This window comes from Nonomuraea sp. NPDC059023, from assembly GCF_042740095.1.
Lineage (GTDB): Bacteria > Actinomycetota > Actinomycetes > Streptosporangiales > Streptosporangiaceae > Nonomuraea.
The window spans coordinates 1-16,484 of the sequence record NZ_JBHYIO010000062.1 but is presented as its reverse complement, the minus strand read 5'-3'; the positions used below and the strand labels follow the sequence as shown (position 1 = coordinate 16,484).

The window sequence follows — 16,484 nt, the reverse complement described above, 5'->3', positions numbered from 1 at the left end:
ATGAACGCCTCCACGCGCGCCGCGCTGGCCGCCGGTGCCGTGGCGCTCGCCGCGGCCGCCTGCGCCCCCGGGTCCTCGGCGCCGCCGGCCGCATCGTCGCCGGCCGCGTCGAGCCCGGCCGCGGTCCGCACCGACGCCGCCGCGCTCGGCAAGGTGACGCTGACCGTCTGGGACCAGGAGGTACGCGGCGCGCAGAACGCCCAGATGACCGCGCTCAACACCGCGTTCCAGGCCAAGTACCCCAACATCACGATCAAGCGGGTCTCGCGCTCCTTCGACGACCTCAACACCACGCTGCGCCTGGCCCTGAGCGGAAACGAGCCGCCGGACGTGGTCCAGGCCAACAACGGCCGCCCCCAGATGGGCGCCTTCGTCAAGGCCGGCCAGCTCCGCCCGCTCGACGCCTACGCCGACGCGTACGGCTGGAAGAAGCGCTACCCCCAGTCCGTCCTGCAGTACGTCAGCTACACCCCCGACGGCAAGGACTTCGGACAGGGCAGCGTGTACGGCATGCCCCAGGCCGGCGAGGTCGTCGGCCTCCTCTACAACCGCACCAAGATGACCAAGCTCGGCCTCCAGCCGCCCACGACCTGGGCGGACTTCCAGGCCGCGCTGGAGAAGGCCAAGCAGGCCGGCGAGCAGCCGCTGATGCTCGGCAACCTCGACAAGTGGCCCGCCGTGCACGTCTTCGGCACCGTCCAGGGCCAGTTCGTGCCCAAGGAGCAGATCGCCACGCTCGGCTTCGGCCGCAAGGGCGCCACCTGGTCCACGCCGGAGAACACCAAGGCCGCCCAGCAGCTCGTCGACTGGATGGACAAGGGCTACCTCAACAAGGACGTCAACGGCCTCGGCTACGACGCCTCCTGGCAGGCGTTCGGCAAGGGCAAGGGCGTCTTCTACATCGGCGGCAGCTGGCTGATCGGCGAGCTCGGCAAGAGCATGGGCAAGGACCTGGGCTTCTCCCTGCCGCCCGGCACGCCCGCCGCCACCGGCGGCACCGGCCTGCCGTTCGCCGTCACCGCCAAGAGCCCCAACCCCGACGCCGCGGCGGCCTACCTCGACTTCATCACCAACGCCGACGCGATGAAGGTGCTCACGCAGAACGGCCTGCTGCCGGTGGCCGACACCGACCAGCAGACGGTGGAGGAGGGCCCGACCAAGGACATGTTCACCGCCTTCGCCGCCATCACCAAGCAGGACGGGCTGCTGCCGTACCTCGACTACGCCACCCCGACCTTCGCCGACACGCTCGGCGCTGCGCTGCAGGACCTCATGGCCAAGAAGGCGACGCCGGAGGAGTTCCTGGCCACGCTGGAGAAGGACTACAAGAAGTTCGTGGACAGCAACGGATGACCCGCCCGCCAGGCGAGCCCCGGCGCGTCGCCTACCTGTTCCTGCTGCCGGCCTTCGCCGTCTACGCGGCCTTCCTGCTCTACCCGATCGGCCGGGCGGTGCAGCTGTCGCTCTACGACTGGGACGGGCTGACGCTCGGCACGTGGGCGGGGCTGGACAACTACGCGGCGATCATCGCCGACGGGGAACTGCGCGACGCCTTCGGGCACGCCCTGGTGCTCATGTTCTTCTACGCCGTGCTGCCGCTGGCGATCGGGCTGATGCTGGCGGCGATACTCAACCACGCCAAGGTGCGCGGGCTGGGGTTCTTCCGGACGGTGGTGTTCCTGCCCCAGGTCGTGGCCATGGTCGTGGTGGCCGTCGCCTGGCGGCAGGTCTACTCCTCCGACGGCTCGCTCAACGCCCTGCTCGAAGCGGTCGGCCTCGGCGGCCTGGCGCGCGGCTGGCTGGGCGACTACGCCTTCGCGCTGCCGGCCGTCGGCGTGGTCGGCACCTGGTTCGAGACCGGGCTGGTGACCGTGCTGATGCTGGCCGGGATGAGCAAGATCCCGCTGGAGCTGTACGAGGCCGCGCGGCTGGACGGCGCGGGCGCGGTGCGCGAGTTCTTCGCGGTCACGCTGCCCTCGGTGCGCGGCGAGATCGCGGTCGCGCTCACGCTGACCGTGATCGCCGCGCTGCGCACGTTCGACCTGGTCTACATCACCACCGGGGGCGGGCCGGGCAACTCCACCTCGGTGCCGTCCTACGAGGTCTACCACCGCGCCTTCGAGCTCGGCCAGGTCGGCTCGGCGGCGGCGATCGGGGTCACGCTGACCCTTTTCATCTTCGCGGTCTCCTTCGTGATCAACCGCTTCGCCGACAGGAGCGTCCCGTGATCTCCCGCGCCGAGCGACTGGGCAACTACGCGATCCTGTCGGTGTTCGCGATGTTCGCGCTCTTCCCCATCCTCACCATCCTCCAGGCGGCGGCCGGCGGCGGCGTCGAGGGGTTCGCGCAGGCCTGGGAGACCGGGCACTTCCACACCTACCTGCGCACCAGCCTCGGGGTGTCGGCGTTCGTCGTGGTCGTCAGCGTCACCCTGTCGATCATGAGCGGGTACGCCTTCGGCACCATGCGCTTTCGCGGGCAGAACATCCTGTTCTACCTGTTCCTGCTCGGGATCATGATGCCGAGCGAGGCCATCGCCGTACCCCTCTACTTCGACCTGCGCACGCTCGGGCTGACCGACACGTTCTGGTCGGTGGCGCTGCCGCAGGTGGCGCTGTCGGTCGCGTTCGGCACCTTCTGGATGCGGGCCTACTTCCGCTCCTCCAGCCGCGCCATCGTCGAGGCCGCCCGCATCGACGGGGCCTCGGTCTGGCGGACGCTCTGGCAGGTGCTCGTGCCCCCGGCCAGGCCCGCGATCGTCACCCTGATCCTGCTGGTCTTCATGTGGACGTGGAACGAGTTCCTCATCCCGCTGATCATGGTGACCAGCGAGGGGCTGCGCACCGCCCCGCTCGGACTGGCCTTCTTCCAGGGCCAGTACACCTCCGACTTCGCCCTGCTCGCCGCCGGGTCCGTGATCGTCGCGACGCCGGTCGTGATCTTCTACCTGTTCCTCCAGCGCCACTTCATCCGCGGGCTGCTCCAGGGGGCGGTCCGCGAATAGCCCCTCCGGAGGTTCCATGCTGACACCCTTAATCGCCACGCTCCTCCTCCTGACGCCCGCCGTACCCGCAAAGGCTGAGCCGGCGAAGGACCTGGGCGTGCTCTTCGTCGGCGCGCACCCCGACGACGAGGCCTTCAGCCTGTCCACGCTCGGCCAGTGGAAGGAAGACCACGGCGTGCGCACCGGCGTCGTGACCGTCACCCGCGGCGAGGGCGGCGGCAACGCCGTCGGGCCCGAGGAAGGGCCCGCGCTCGGCCTGCTGCGCGAAGGGGAGGAGCGCCGGGCGGTCGCCAAGGCGGGCGTCACCGACGTGTTCAACCTCGACGACGTCGACTTCTACTACACCGTCAGCGCCCCGCTCACCGACCGCATCTGGGGCGGCGACACGCTGGCCAAGGTCGTGCGGATCGTCCGGCAGACCCGGCCGGAAGTGCTGCTCACCATGGACCCCGCCCCGTCGCCCGGCAACCACGGCAACCACCAGCAGGCCGCCAGGCTGGCCGTCGAGGCGTTCTACGCCGCCGCCGACCCCAAGGCCTTCCCCGAGCAGCTGAGAGAAGAGGGCCTGCGGCCGTTCGCGCCCGCCCGCCTGCTGCTCGGCGGCGCGCGCGGCATCACCGCGCCGGCCGGCCCCGGCTGCTCGGCCGTCACCGACCCGGTGCGCAACGTCTACGGCGTGTGGAGCGGGCGCGCCTCGTCCGCCCAGGGACGCACGTGGGCGGCGATCGAGCGCGACGCCCAGCGCGTCTACGCCTCACAGGGCTGGGCCGGGTTCCCCGACGTGCCCACGGATCCGGCCAAGCTCGGCTGCGACCTGTTCACGCAGGTGGACGCGCGGGCGCCGTTCCCGGCTCCGGGTGGCCAGGCCGCCGCCGCGCCGACCGCGATCCTCGACGGCGCGCTGGTCAGGGCGCCGGGGACGGTGCCGCTCGGCACCGAGTTCACGCTCACCCCGAGCGCCTTCGACGTGCGGCCGGGCAAGGCGTTCACCGTGCGCGCCGCCGTACGGGGCCGGGCGGCGCTCGGCCGCTCGTCGGTGACGCTGCGCGTGCCCGCCGGGTGGCAGGTCAGCGGCTCGGGTGAGCTCGGCAGGCTGTCCGCGGGGCGCGATGGCGCCGCCGTCTTCACGGTGACGCCGCCGCAGGGCGCCGCCACCGGCCAGCGGGTACGGCTGGCCGCCACCCTGGCCACCGAGCGGGGGAGCGGGTACACCGATCGGCAGGTCGAGGTCGGCGCGGCCGTACGCGCGACGCAGCAGTTGCTTCCCCAGGTCGGCCAGTACGAGACGTGGGCCGGCGAGCTCGCCCCGCAACTGCGCGGCCTGGTCACCCCCGTGCTCACGCTGGGCTCCGGCGGCTCGCGGCAGGTCGGCGTCGTCGTCACGAACGTCTCCGGCACCGCGCAGTCGGGCAGCGTGAAGGTGGAGCTGCCGGACGGGTTCACCGCCGACCGCGTGGAGGCCCCCTACAGCGGGCTGGCGCCGGGCGCGTCGGTCACCGTGCCGTTCATCGTCACCAACTCCGACCCCTCGCTGAAGACCTCCAACGAGGGCGGCGACTACGCCTACACGATCACCGCCACCAGCGGGGAGGGCTCCAGCGTGAGCAAGCCCGCGCTGGAGCTCGTCCCGGCGACCGTGATCCCGGCCGCCGCGCCCACCGTGGACGGGGCCGAGGCGGACGGCGAGTACCCCGGGCCCGCGCTCGACATCTCCCGGCTCTGGGAGGGCAGCGCCTGCGCCTCCCCGGCCGACTGCTCGGGCACGGCCAAGCTCGCCTGGCGTGACGACACCCTTTACGTGCTGGCCCGGATCAAGGACGACGTGGTGGGCACCAAGCTGCCGGCCGCCGACTGCAAGCGGCACTGGCGTACCGACGCGCTGGAGGTGACGCTCGACCCGCGCGGCGTCTCGGAGAACACCTCCACCACCTTCAAGGCGGCGGTGCTGCCGGTGACCGCGGAAGGGCCGCCGTGCGTGCTGCGCGACGCCGACAACCGGCAGGGGCCGGCGAACCTGCCGGTGGCCGCCAAGACCGGGGACGGCGGCTACACGGTGGAGCTGGCCATTCCGCTGGAGCAGGTGCCCGGCGCCGTCGACCCCGCCCGGCTCGGGGTGAACATCCTCTTCTACGACTCCGACACCCAGGACAAGACCGGGCAGACCCGGATCGGCTGGTCCACATGGGGCGGCGTACAGGGGGACCCGTACCGGTGGGGCCTGGCCACCATGCCCGGCTACCAGCCTCCGGCCGGCCGGCCCACCACGCCGCCCGACCCGGTGATCCCGGACACCGGGCTGTCCAGCCTGGACTCGCCGGAGTCGCTGGAGCAGGCCGTACGGCTGGGCCTGCCGCTCGCGGGCGGCCCGCCCGTCGCGCGCGCGGCCTTCGGGCGGGTCGTCTCGGCCGTCGTTCGCGGGGACTCGGTCAAGGTCACGCTGGTCACGGGCGCCGCGGGCAAGGCGCACCTGTTCGTGCGCGACGCCAAGGGTACGGCGGGCGGCCACGTGGTCACCGTGTCAGGAAAGGGGAGCACGACGGTCAGCGTGCCCCTCACCCGGGCGTTGTCCGGCAGGGCGGCCGTGGTCGCGGGCTGGCAGGCCGGACCCGGGACGCAGGCCTCACAGGCCCGCCTCACGGGCGGCAGGTGAAGTCCTTGCCGGGGAGCTCGCCACCCCCGAGGTAGGCGTTGACGGCGCGGTCCGCGCAGGGCAGCGGACTGCCGCCGTCGGCGCCGCGCCCGTACACGCCGTGCGCGCGGATCTCGGCCGTCAGCAGCCGCGATCCGCGCAGCCGCCGGTGCAGGACGAGCGCACCGCCGAGGTTGTCCGACCTGGCCTGCAGCATCAGCACGGGTACGGCGTTGCCGATCGCGGTGACCGGTTCGCGCGAACCCACCTCCCAGTACGCGCACGGCGCCATCATCCCGTTGACCAGCGGCCCGAACACCGGCTGCGCGGCCCGGCTCTGCCGCATGTTCCGCCAGTACGTCTCCGGATCGTCCGGCCACCCGCCCGCGGGCCAGCCGGCGTCGCCGCACATGAAGAACGTGGCGCCCAGCATGCTGCCGGCCAGGTCGGGCGAGCGGAGCAGGTCCAGCATCGCCCGCAGGTGGGGTCCCGGCCTGACCGGCCGGTTCACCAGGTCGCGCACCACCCCGGCCAGCGCCTCGTCCTGCTCCCGGTGCTGGACGAGCTGTCTCAGCAGCAGGCGCAGGACGGCCGCGTCCAGCCGTACGCCGTCCACCACCGGCGGCCTGCGCTCGGCCCGCTCGACCAGCCGCCGCACCGCCGCCCGTACCGCCGCTCCGGTACGGCCCAGCCGGTAGCGGTCGTGCCGGGCGGCGGCCCAGCGGGCCCACTGGTCCAGGGCCCGCTCCAGCGGTCCGCCCGACTGCCGGAACAGCTCGTACTGCGTGACCCTCGGGTCGCTGGAGGAGTCGATGACCATGCGGTCCACCCGGCCGGGGAACAGTTGGGTGAAGACCGCGCCCAGGTCGGCGCCGTAGGAGACGCCGAAGAAGGACAGCTTCCGCTCACCGAGGGCGGCCCGGATGGCGTCCATGTCCCTGGCGACGTTGTTCGTGGTGGCGTGGGGCAGGAGTTCCCTGTTGCCGCCCTTGTCCAGGCAGCGGCGCGCGGTGTCGCGGGCCGCGCGCAGCGACTCCTCGAACTCCCTCCGGGGAGAGGTGGTGCGTGGCGGTTCGGGCTTGGGGGCGGCCTTGCCGCAGGTGATCGGGGTGCTCTCGCCGAGGAAGCGCGGGTCGAACCCGATCAGGTCGTACCGGCCGGCGACGCCCTTCAACGTGGCCCGCAGATACGCCGCGAACCCCAGCCCCACGCCGCCGGGCCCGCCCGGGTTGGCCAGCAGGATGCCGCGCCGCTCGCCCGTGGCCTTGACGCGCGAAACCGCGATCTCGATGGTACGGCCCGCCGGATCGTCGTAGTCGAGAGGCACGCGCACCTTGGCGCACTGGGCGCCCGCCCGCTTGAGCTGCCTGTCCTTGCAGGCACCCCAGGCAACGGCCTGGTCGGCGGTTGTCGTGACAGCGGCGGCCTGGTCGGTGGTTGTCGTGGCGGCGGCCGGCAGGGCGAGCGCGGGCAGCAGCGCCACCCCGAGCCCGGCCGCCACCACGCGGCCCGCCCACCGGCGCCCGGCCCGCGGGCCCGGGGAGGTGGGAAAAGAGGTGTGGATCATCGGCATGTGCAGCGACGTTAGTGGCCGCCGATTTCCCGGCGTATCGGCCGGATGACGGAGATCACCCGGCCGTTCGGCCGACCCGGGTGGGGCCGGGGGGATGGATCGGGAGCGGGTTTGCGGCATGGCGTTTTGTTAGGGGTGGCGGTGAGGTGGGAATCTTGGGCGGTGGAAGGTGGTGTGGTCGGGTCTGGTGGGGCGGTGGCTAACGCTGAAACCCTGAAAAACTCGGAGCGACCAGAAATATCGCCTGATAGTCGGATATGTGACGTATATACGGTTGGGTTTTCGGCTGAAAGCCGGGGGTTTCGGGCCTTGACAGCGTTTATTGGCTTTTGTCATGTCGGCGTTATGGTGCTTATTCGCACGCTGATCGCGACCACCCTCATCGCGACGGCTTTCCACGCCCCGGCCCACGCACAGCCGGCCGACATCGACTTCACCCGTCCGGAAGTAGTGGCGAGCGGCCTGCAGATTCCCTGGGGCCTCGCCTTCCTGCCGGACGGGAGCGCGCTGGTCTCAGAACGCAACAGCGCCAGAATCGTCCAGGTACGCCCCGGCGCCGCCCCCGTCGAGGTGGCCCGCGTCCCCGGCGTCTCGGCCTCCGGCGAAGGCGGGTTGCTCGGCATCGCCGTATCCCCGACCTACGCCCAGGACCGTTACGTCTACGCCTACCACACCGCCGCCTCCGACAACCGGATCGTCCGCTTCACCCTGTCCGCCCCCGGCACGCCCACCCTGATCCGCGGCGGCATCCCCAAGTCCGGCATCCACAACGGCGGCCGCATCCACTTCGGCCCCGACGGCATGCTCTACGCCAGCACCGGCGACGCCAACCAGACCGGCAACAGCCAGAACCTCCAGAGCCTCGCCGGCAAGATCCTGCGCATGCGCCCCGACGGCACCGTCCCCCCGGACAACCCGTACGCCGGCTCACTCGTCTACACCCTCGGCCACCGCAACGTGCAGGGCTTCGCCTGGACCGCGGCCGGCCAGATGTACGCCACCGAGTTCGGCCAGAACACCTGGGACGAGGTCAACCAGATCGTCGCCGGCGGCAACTACGGCTGGCCGGTCGTCGAGGGCAACGGCGGCGCGCCCCGCTACCGCGACCCCCTCGTCACCTGGACCACGGCGGAGGCCTCGCCGAGCGGCGCCGCCATCATCGGCGACACCCTGTTCGCCGCCGCGCTGCGCGGCACCCGCCTCTGGCGCGTCCCTCTCCCGGGCGGCACACCCGACAACGTCCTGCGGGGCACGTACGGCAGGCTCCGCCACGCCGCGGTGGCACCCGACGGCCACCTCTGGATCCTGACCGGCAACCGCGACGGCCGCGGCACCCCCGCACCCCAGGACGACCGCGTCGTCCGCTTCCCGCCCGGAGACACCGGCGGCGGCGAGACGGTCTACGAGGACGACTTCGAGACGGACAAGGGCTGGACCACCCCCGGCGCGTCCGACACGGCGACCTCCGGACGGTGGGAGCGCGGCGACCCCGAGCCCACCACGTACTCCGGCGCCACCATCCAGCCCGGCAACGCCGCCGGAGGCGCCAACTCCCTGGTCACCGGCCGCACCGCCGGCAGCCAGGCGGGCGCCAACGACGTCGACGGCGGCCTGACCACCGTGCGCTCCCCGCAGATCACCCTGCCCGCCGCCACCCGGCTGACCCTCACCTTCTCCGCCTACCTGTCCCACCTCAACAATTCCTCCTCCGCCGACTACCTGCGCGTACGCGTGGGCGGCACCACCGTCTACGAGCGCCTGGGCGCGGCATCCCAGGTGGCGGGGGCGTGGCAGCAGGCCAGTGCCGACCTGACCGCCTTCGCCGGCCAGACCGTCCAGCTGGAGGTCCAGGCCAACGACGCCGCCACCGCCAGCCTCCTGGAGGCCGGCCTGGACAGCGTCCGCATCACCAAGTCCTGACCCGGGGGGTGCCGCGCCCACCCCACACGGCACCCCACCCCCGGCGGTTTGTATCAGCCGGCGCTCAGCGCCCTCCGTACAGATGGCACGTAACTCGCACCCCGGAGGGTCACATGAGCGGCCGGATCACCGACACCGGCGTGGAGCAGTACTACGACGACGAGCTCGTCGTCGACCTGGTGCACCTCAGAGCGGTCACGCACCTGATCGACACATGGGCGGACATCGACGGCCCCGCGTGGGTGCGGCGGGATGACGAGGCGGGCAGCGCCCTGCTCGGGCTGGCGCGGATCGAGGTCACCGGGCTGCCGGCGGTGGCAAGGATGTTACGCGAGCGGCGGGACCTGGTGCCGCGGGGCACGAAGACACCGGTGGAGGATCTGGATCTCGTGCTGCGCGCGCTGCGGGAGGAACGCCCGGAGTTCGTGATCGGCAAGCACCGGCTGGTGGAGAACGTCGAAGGACTCGCGTCCGCGGGCGCCCCGCGCAACGTCCCGGGCGGCGTACGGCTGGCGCCCAGGAGCCTGACCGATCACCCGAGGCTGCGCGTCGGCATCCTGGACACCCCGATCTGGCCGCACGACCAGCTCGCGGGCCGGTTCATGGCGGACTCGGCGGCCCTGCTGCCACGGGTGCGCGAGGCGCCCACACCGATGCTGGCGGGACACGCCACGTTCGTCGCCGGGATCATCGCCGCCCACGCCCCCGACGCCGAGCTGGTCGTGCGGGCCGCACTCGACGAGGACGCCGTCTGCGCCGACTCCTGGGACGTCGCCACCCGCATGGTGAGCTTCGTCGCCGAGGAGGTGGACCTGCTGCAGCTGTCCTTCGCCTGCTTCACCGCCGACGACGAGCCCCCGCTGGTCATCGGGCGCGCGGTGGCCCGCCTCAGGGAGCAGGCCGTGCTGGTCGCCGCGGCGGGCAACCACGGGGCCGAGCCGGGCGGGCGGCGGCACGCGAAGGCGTTCCCCGCCGCCTGCGAGGGTGTGGTGGCGGTGGGGGCGGAGGCGGAGTTCAGCCCGAAGGCGCCGTGGGTGGCCCTGCACGCCCCGGGGGCCGGGGTCACCTCGACCTACCTGGAGGGTAGGGTGAGCCTGCCCAAGGGCGAGGAGGCCTTCTACTCCGGCGCCGCCACCTGGAGCGGGACCTCGTTCGCCGCGGCGGCGGTGAGCGGCGCCATCGCGGGCCTGGCCCACCGGCGCGGATCCAGCGCCAGGGAGGCCAAGGAGTACCTGCTTCACCGCCCGGCGGTCCACGACATCCATCCGCCCGGCCAGACCTGAGCCGATGAGGGACGCCCCGGAGGTCGTGGCCCTGGTCACGCGGGCGAGAAAGGGCGACCAGGCCGCCTGGGACGAGATCGTCGAGCGTTACTCCCCGCTGGTGTGGTCGATGTGCCGCCGCTTCCGCCTGGTGCGGCCCGACTCCGACGACGCGGCGCAGACGGTGTGGCTGCGCCTGGTCGAGAACCTGGACGCCCTGCGCGAACCGGCCGCCCTTCCCGGCTGGCTGGCCAGGACCGCCCACCGGGAGTGCCTGCGCAGGGCGCGGGAGGTCCAGCGGCGCGGCGACGTGGAGCGGCCGCTGGACTTCGAGCCGGAGACCGGGCCGGACCTGATCGCCGAAGAGCTGGAGAAGGCCGAGCGCGACCTGCTCCTGCGCCGGGCGTTCGCCCAGCTCCCGCCGCGCTGCCGCGACCTGCTGACGTTGTGCCTCGGCCCGGATCCGCTGCCGTACGCCCTGATCGGCGAGCGGCTCGGCATGCCGGTCGGCGGGATCGGCCCGAGCCGCGGCCGGTGCCTGGCCAGGCTCCGCCGCATCCTGGAGGGGAGCGGGCATGCCGCAGGGCCCGCCCAGCCCGCCGAGGTGGAGGCGCGCGGCCCGTGCCCGCCGTCCCACCCGGCCACGCCGGGCGAGAAGGGCCGCTTCACGATCCGGCCGCTGCCTCGCTTCCCGTTCTATCTGCTCTGCCGTACGGCGGGCGGCAGGAAGATCGTCACCGGCTGGATTCTCGGCTGACCGGATGTATCACGAGGGGTTCGCCCGCCTCCGTAGGGGTGAACGGAACGTTCCCACGCAGGAAGGCGATCTTCATGATCCCTCTCAAGCACGGCGACTCCGGTCCCGACGTGCGGCAGCTCTACATGTTCCTCAAGCGCTTCGGCTACTTCCCCAACCCGGGCCTGCGCACCGGCAACGCCCTGTTCCGCCCGGCCGTCGTCTTCGCCCCGGAGGACCTGACGCTGTTCGACGACCGGATGGAGCTGGCGCTCTCGGAGTACCAGCGCCAGCACGGCATCGAGCCGACCGGCGCGCTGAACGAGGAAACGCTGACGATGATGCGCACCCCGCGCTGCGGCTTCCCCGACCAGCCGTCGGCGGGCCAGTTCGTCGCGCAGGGCAACCGGTGGCCGACGAACGAGGTCACCTACAGCTTCACCCCGCCCTTCAGCCCGGACGTGTCGGAAGCCGACCAGCGCGCGGCGCTGCGGGCGGCCTTCGACCGGTGGGCGGCGGTCACGAACCTCACCTTCACCGAGGTCGGGAACAACGGCCAGATCCGGATCGCCTGGGCGGCCCGCGACCACGGTGACGGCTTCCCCTTCGACGGCCAGGGCAGTGTGCTCGCGCACTGCTTCTACCCGCCGCCCAACGGCGGCGACATCGCCGGGGACTGCCACTTCGACGAGGACGAGACCTGGTCGGTCAACGTACCGCCGAGCGGGTTCGACCTGTACACGGTGGCGCTGCACGAGATCGGCCACGGGCTGGGCCTGGCCCACTCGGCCGACAACAACGCCGTCATGTTCCCGTCCTACCAGGGCGTACGCCGCGAGCTCAGCGACGACGACATCCAGGGCATCCGCTCCATCTACGGCGCCCGCCCGCAGTGGTCGTCGCTGCAGGGCGTCGTCTTCGCCACGGCCGCGGGCACGAACGCCGACGGCCGCCTGGAGGTCTTCGTCCGCGGCACCGACAACGCCGTGCACCACAACTGGCAGACGAGTCCCGGCGGCGGATGGAGCGGCTGGTCGAGCCTGGGCGGGGTCCTGCAGGGACGGATCGCGGTCGGGCGCAACCACGACGGGCGGCTGGAGATCTTCGGCCGGGGGACCGACGGCGGGCTCTACCACAACTGGCAGACGGTCCCGAACGGCGGCTGGTCCGGCTGGCACGGGCTCGGCGGCTGGATCGAGGACCCCGAGGTCGCCGTCAACCCCGACGGGCGGCTGGAGGTGTTCGTCCGGGGCTCCGACTCGGCCCTGCACCACATCTGGCAGGTCACCCCCGGCGGCGGCTGGTCCGGGTGGGCCTCGCTCGGCGGCTGGATCGACGAGCCCTCCGTGGCCCGCAACGGCGACGGCAGGCTGGAGGTGTTCGTCCGCGGCCTGGACAACACCGTCTACCACATCTGGCAGGTCTCGCCCGGCGGCGGCTGGTCCGGCTGGTCCGGGCTCGGCGGCGAGATGCTCGAAGGCCCGATCGCGACCACCAACCACGACGGGCGGCTGGAGGTCTTCATCAAGGGCACCGACTCCGCGCTCTGGCACCGCTGGCAGACCGCGCCCAGCAACGGCTGGTCGTGACCTCAGCGTGGCGCGCCGGTCACCCACGGGGTCCGCACGACGCCCTCCTGCGAGCGGCAGCGGATCCGGAAGGTGCCGGACGGCGCTGAGGGGAAGACGAAGCAGCCGGCCTCGTCGATCGGGGTGGTCTCGGCCTCCCCGGTCGCGAGCTGGCGCTCGGCCGTACCGGGCCGGGGTGGGAGCAACTGCCCGAGCAGCGTCTCGGGTCCCACCTCGGCCTCGATCGTGTCCTTGCCGGTGCGGAAGATCAGTACCCGCTGCCCGCCCCTGGTGACCGCCACGAGCTCCCGGTCCAGTGCCGAGTCGTAGACCAGCCCGGCCAGCTCGGCCTCGACATCACGCCACACGAACGCGACCTTGGCCGCGCTCACGAACTCCGGCGGCACCTCCTCGGCCGCCCGCTTGGCCTGGCCGAGCGCGGCCAGCAGCCGCTCGTCGTCCGCCCACCACGGTGACTCCATCGCGTCAGCCTCCCTCCGAGCGGATCAGCGCCGCGACCTCCGGGCGCCGCCGCAGCTCCGCCAGGCAGCGTCCGCGCGTGGGGCCGATCGAGCCCACGGGGATGCCGAGCGTCGCGCTGATCTCCTCGTACGGCGCCGGCGGCAGCCGTACCAGCAAGGACAGCAGAGCCCTGCACCGCTCGCCCAGCTGGCGGAAACCCGCGTAGAGGGCGGTGTTGCGCTCGGCCTCCAGCAGTTCGCGGTCGACCGGCTCGTCGTCGGCGGGCGCGTCGTGGTCGGCCCACGGCTTCAGGTGCGTGCGCTGCCAGGCGGCGGAGGCGCTGCGCCGGCCGCACTCGCGCCGCGTCACCGTGGCCAGCCAGCCCGGCAGCGCCGCCGGCTCGCGCAGCCGGTGGTCCAGCAGCGCCAGCCACACGGTCTGGGCCACGTCGTCTGCCTCGTCCCGGCTGAGGCGGAAGGCCCGGCAGGTCGCCCACACCAGCGGAGCGTAGCGCTCCACGATCTCGTCCCACGCGTCCTTGTCGCCGGCGTGTGCGCGCCGGACAAGGGACACAACCGCTGGATCATCGCGCATCACGCCATTTTCATACGGCGGGCGCCGCCGGGAAAGCGCATCATGCCGGCCTCCGTCACAGTCGTTCTCACTCCTTACAGAGGCGGGCGGCGGCGCCCTGATACGTCAGAGCCGCAGAACGGCCCCGATACCCCGCTCGTGCCGGGTGGCGTCCAGCACCGCCCGCCTGGCGTCCTCGGGACCGCCGCCGTGCGTGGCCAGGTGGGCGGCGGCGATCCCGGCGACCAGCGGTGCGGAAAAGGAGGTGCCGTCCCAGCGGGCCATGCCGGCGAAGTTCTGCCTGGCGGGGCGCCGGGGCGGCTCGCGGTAGGTGTAGGTGCCGGTGGCGTAGGCGTTGACCAGGCCTTCGCCGAGCGTGTACACGTCCACCCACGGGCCGTGGTTGCTGAACCAGGCGCGGTGGACCTGGTCGGGGCCGAGCGCGCCGACGGCCAGCGCCCACGGGAAGGCGGCGGGGTAGAAGGGGCGGCAGGTGCCGTCGTTGCCGGCCGCGGCCACGAGCAGCACGTCCGGGAAGAGGTCGGGGAACAGGGAGAAGCCGAGCGAGTCCCAGCGGTTGCGGGTGTAGGTACCCGCGGACAGGTTGACGACCTGCGGGCGCAGGTCCCTGATCAGCCGGATGATCTTGTTGATGATCACGTTCTCCCGCTCCGCCCCCGACTCGGCGAAGTGGTCGGCGACGTACACCTCCGCGTCCGGCGCCGTGCAGCGCGCGACCCCGGCGGCGAAGGTCCCATGGCCCTGGAACTGCTCGATGTGCGCCAGCCCCGAGGGCAGGATCGGCCCGATCCGCTCGACGTCGCCGCGCACCCCCGCCAGCCAGGGGTGCGGGAGGTCTTCGAGAATGCCGGTGTCCACGATCCCGATCAGGATTCGCCGCGCCTTCTCCGCCGGGGCCCGCTGGGGCGGCCACGGCTGCGCGGGCATCCCGCCCGGCACCTCGGGCTCGACCGCGGGGCACAGCCGGGTGATGTGCAGCACGTGGTTGGGCGAGGCCAGCGGCGGTTCGTCCGCGGCACGGGCCGAGCCGTCCCGCTCCTCCAGCAGGTCGAGCGCCTCCGGCACGGTACGCCGGCCGTCGTCCAGGTTCTCGATCGACACCAGCATCGTGGTGTTGCCGGGCTGGCGTTCCTCTCCTTCCGGCCGCTGCCGTTCCTCGGGAACGACCTCGGCGCCGGGCAGCAACTCCCTGACCCGGCCCACGTTCCTGCCCTCGTCGATCACCAGCAGGCGATCGGCCTCGTACACGTAGTCGACCTGCCCGTCGGGAGTCCACGCCACCTCGGCGGTGACCCCCCTTGCCGCCATCCTGCGCTGGATGGCTCGGAACTGCGCCTCGAAGACCGCATCCATAGCCAGTACATCGCCGTAGGGCTTGCGGGCGCTACGGCCGGCGCGCATTGTCGGACTCATGGCGGCCGACCTGCTCCCCCTCGCGCTGTCGCGTCCCAACGAGGCGCTGGAACGTGCCCGCCGGCTACTGGCCGACGATCCAGGCCCGTACGCCGCCTCGCTCGCCCGGCAGGCCATCGGCATCGTGCTGCGTGAGTTCGGCGACATCGAGCAGGCGGTACGGGAGCTGCGCGCGGCCCAGCGGCTGGCCAGGAAGTCCCGCTCGGCCGAGCGGGAGGCCGACGTCCTGGCCACGCTCGGCGTCGCGCTCGTCTTCGCCGGGCGCACCGCCTCCGGCCGCACCGCGCTCAACACCGCCGTGGAGCTGTCCACCGGCCTGACCCACGGCCGCATCCTGCTCAGGCGCGGCGGCGTGCTGCTCGTACTGGGCCGCCACCGCGCCGCGCTGGCCGACCTGAACGCCGCCATCTCCGTCCTGCGCGTGGCCGGTGACCTGCTGTGGGAGGCCCGCGCCCGCACCGAGCGGGCCTTCTGCCACCTCGCGCTGGGTGCGCTGGCCCGCGCCGCCGCCGATCTCGGCCGGGCCGGGGAGCTGTTCGTCCAGACGGGACAGGAGCTGGAGTCGGCCGACGCCACCGCCAACCACGGCGTGCTGGCGCTGCGCGTCGGCGACCTGCCCGCCGCGCTCGGCCACTTCGACGCCGCCGCCCGCCACTACGACCGGCTCGGCGCGGCCGACGCCAACCTGAGCCTGCACCGCTGCGCCGCCCTGCTGACCGCCGGGCTGCCAGAGGAGGCGCTGGCAGAGGCGGACGAGGCCATCGAGCGGCTGCTCGGGACGCGCGGGCAGCGCTCCAAACAGGCCGAGCTCATGCTGACCGCGGCCGACTGCGCCCTCGCGGCCGGCCGCCCAGCCGCCGCCCTGGAACGTGCCGAAGGCGCCGCCCGGCTCTTCGACCGGCAGCGGCGCCGGTGGTGGCGGGCGCACGCGCGGCTGGTGATGGTGCGGGCCGAGTTCGCCGCCGGGTCGCCGACCGGCGCGCTGCTGCGGGCGGCCGGGGCGTGCGTGCGCGAACTGGCCGCGCTCTCCTCACCGCACCTGCCGCTCGGCCACCTGCTGGCCGGCCGGATCGCGCTCGCGCTGGGCCGTACCCGGGTGGCGCGCGAGCACCTCACGGCGGCGGCGCGGGCGCGGCGGGGCGGCCCCGCGCAGGCGCGGACCACGGGCTGGCTCGCCCACGCCCTGCTCGCGCGGCTCGAAGGCGACGCGCGGGCGCTCCTGCACGCCTGCGGCCGCGGCCTCGCCGTCATCGACGAGCACCGCGGCACGCTCGGCTCCTCGGAACTGCGCGCCCAGGCCCCCCCGCAGGGCGCCGAACAGGC

General features: G+C 73.1%; 12 protein-coding genes and 2 pseudogenes. 10 read left to right on the top strand and 4 right to left on the bottom strand.

Translation table 11 applies throughout. The features are described 5' to 3' along the window. From ACFWYW_RS54275 to ACFWYW_RS54260, 4 genes are read left to right on the top strand one after another with little or no spacing between them, the layout of a single operon-like run. Positions 1 to 1,353 (top strand): extracellular solute-binding protein, encoded by a 1,353-nt coding sequence (locus tag ACFWYW_RS54275; protein WP_379612831.1) that lies wholly within the window; start codon positions 1 to 3, stop codon positions 1,351 to 1,353. Then, the gene (locus tag ACFWYW_RS54270; RefSeq protein ID WP_379612830.1) at positions 1,350 to 2,228 is read left to right on the top strand and encodes a carbohydrate ABC transporter permease; all 879 of its coding nucleotides are present in this window, start codon (positions 1,350 to 1,352) and stop codon (positions 2,226 to 2,228) included. The genes ACFWYW_RS54275 and ACFWYW_RS54270 overlap by 4 nt, the downstream gene beginning before the upstream one ends. Beyond that, a complete protein-coding gene (locus tag ACFWYW_RS54265) occupies positions 2,225 to 3,004 on the top strand; it encodes a carbohydrate ABC transporter permease (protein WP_379612829.1) in 780 nt (259 codons plus the stop codon). The genes ACFWYW_RS54270 and ACFWYW_RS54265 overlap by 4 nt, the downstream gene beginning before the upstream one ends. A gap of 16 nt (positions 3,005 to 3,020) precedes the next feature. Next, positions 3,021 to 5,654 carry a sugar-binding protein gene (locus ACFWYW_RS54260; protein ID WP_379612828.1) on the top strand — a complete coding sequence of 878 codons (2,634 nt, stop codon included), beginning with the start codon at positions 3,021 to 3,023 and terminating at the stop codon, positions 5,652 to 5,654. Here ACFWYW_RS54260 and ACFWYW_RS54255 read toward each other — a convergent pair. Then, positions 5,638 to 7,206 (bottom strand): alpha/beta hydrolase, encoded by a 1,569-nt coding sequence (locus tag ACFWYW_RS54255; RefSeq protein ID WP_379612827.1) that lies wholly within the window; start codon positions 7,204 to 7,206, stop codon positions 5,638 to 5,640. The genes ACFWYW_RS54260 and ACFWYW_RS54255 overlap by 17 nt on opposite strands. Before the next feature lie 345 nt (positions 7,207 to 7,551). On the opposite strand from ACFWYW_RS54255, the gene ACFWYW_RS54250 reads away from it, so the two are divergent. From ACFWYW_RS54250 to ACFWYW_RS54230, 5 genes and pseudogenes are all read left to right on the top strand, one after another. Further along, entirely contained in the window at positions 7,552 to 9,126 is a 1,575-nt protein-coding gene (locus ACFWYW_RS54250) for a PQQ-dependent sugar dehydrogenase (RefSeq protein WP_379612826.1), read from the top strand. A gap of 113 nt (positions 9,127 to 9,239) precedes the next feature. Beyond that, positions 9,240 to 10,409: a S8 family serine peptidase gene (locus ACFWYW_RS54245; protein ID WP_379612825.1), complete on the top strand. Its 1,170-nt coding sequence runs from the start codon at positions 9,240 to 9,242 to the stop codon at positions 10,407 to 10,409. 4 nt (positions 10,410 to 10,413) lie between these two features. After that, positions 10,414 to 11,145, top strand: a complete 732-nt coding sequence (locus ACFWYW_RS54240) for an RNA polymerase sigma factor (protein WP_379612824.1) — start codon at positions 10,414 to 10,416, stop codon at positions 11,143 to 11,145. 74 nt (positions 11,146 to 11,219) lie between these two features. Beyond that, positions 11,220 to 11,456 (top strand): annotated as a pseudogene (locus ACFWYW_RS54235) (peptidoglycan-binding domain-containing protein); the annotation flags it as partial. Positions 11,457 to 11,462: 6 nt separating this feature from the next. Then, positions 11,463 to 12,713: a matrixin family metalloprotease gene (locus ACFWYW_RS54230; RefSeq protein WP_379612989.1), complete on the top strand. Its 1,251-nt coding sequence runs from the start codon at positions 11,463 to 11,465 to the stop codon at positions 12,711 to 12,713. Positions 12,714 to 12,715: 2 nt separating this feature from the next. On the opposite strand, the gene ACFWYW_RS54225 is transcribed toward ACFWYW_RS54230, so the two are convergent. The 3 genes from ACFWYW_RS54225 to ACFWYW_RS54215 form a co-directional block, all read right to left on the bottom strand. Beyond that, the gene (locus ACFWYW_RS54225; protein WP_379612823.1) at positions 12,716 to 13,174 is read right to left on the bottom strand and encodes a hypothetical protein; all 459 of its coding nucleotides are present in this window, start codon (positions 13,172 to 13,174) and stop codon (positions 12,716 to 12,718) included. A gap of 4 nt (positions 13,175 to 13,178) precedes the next feature. Then, positions 13,179 to 13,748 carry an RNA polymerase sigma factor gene (locus ACFWYW_RS54220; RefSeq protein WP_379641378.1) on the bottom strand — a complete coding sequence of 190 codons (570 nt, stop codon included), beginning with the start codon at positions 13,746 to 13,748 and terminating at the stop codon, positions 13,179 to 13,181. 105 nt (positions 13,749 to 13,853) lie between these two features. Further along, positions 13,854 to 15,161: a S8/S53 family peptidase gene (locus ACFWYW_RS54215; RefSeq protein ID WP_379612821.1), complete on the bottom strand. Its 1,308-nt coding sequence runs from the start codon at positions 15,159 to 15,161 to the stop codon at positions 13,854 to 13,856. Between ACFWYW_RS54215 and ACFWYW_RS54210 the strand changes: the two are divergent. After that, a pseudogene (locus ACFWYW_RS54210) lies at positions 15,160 to 16,484 on the top strand (hypothetical protein); the annotation flags it as partial. The gene ACFWYW_RS54215 and the pseudogene ACFWYW_RS54210 overlap by 2 nt on opposite strands.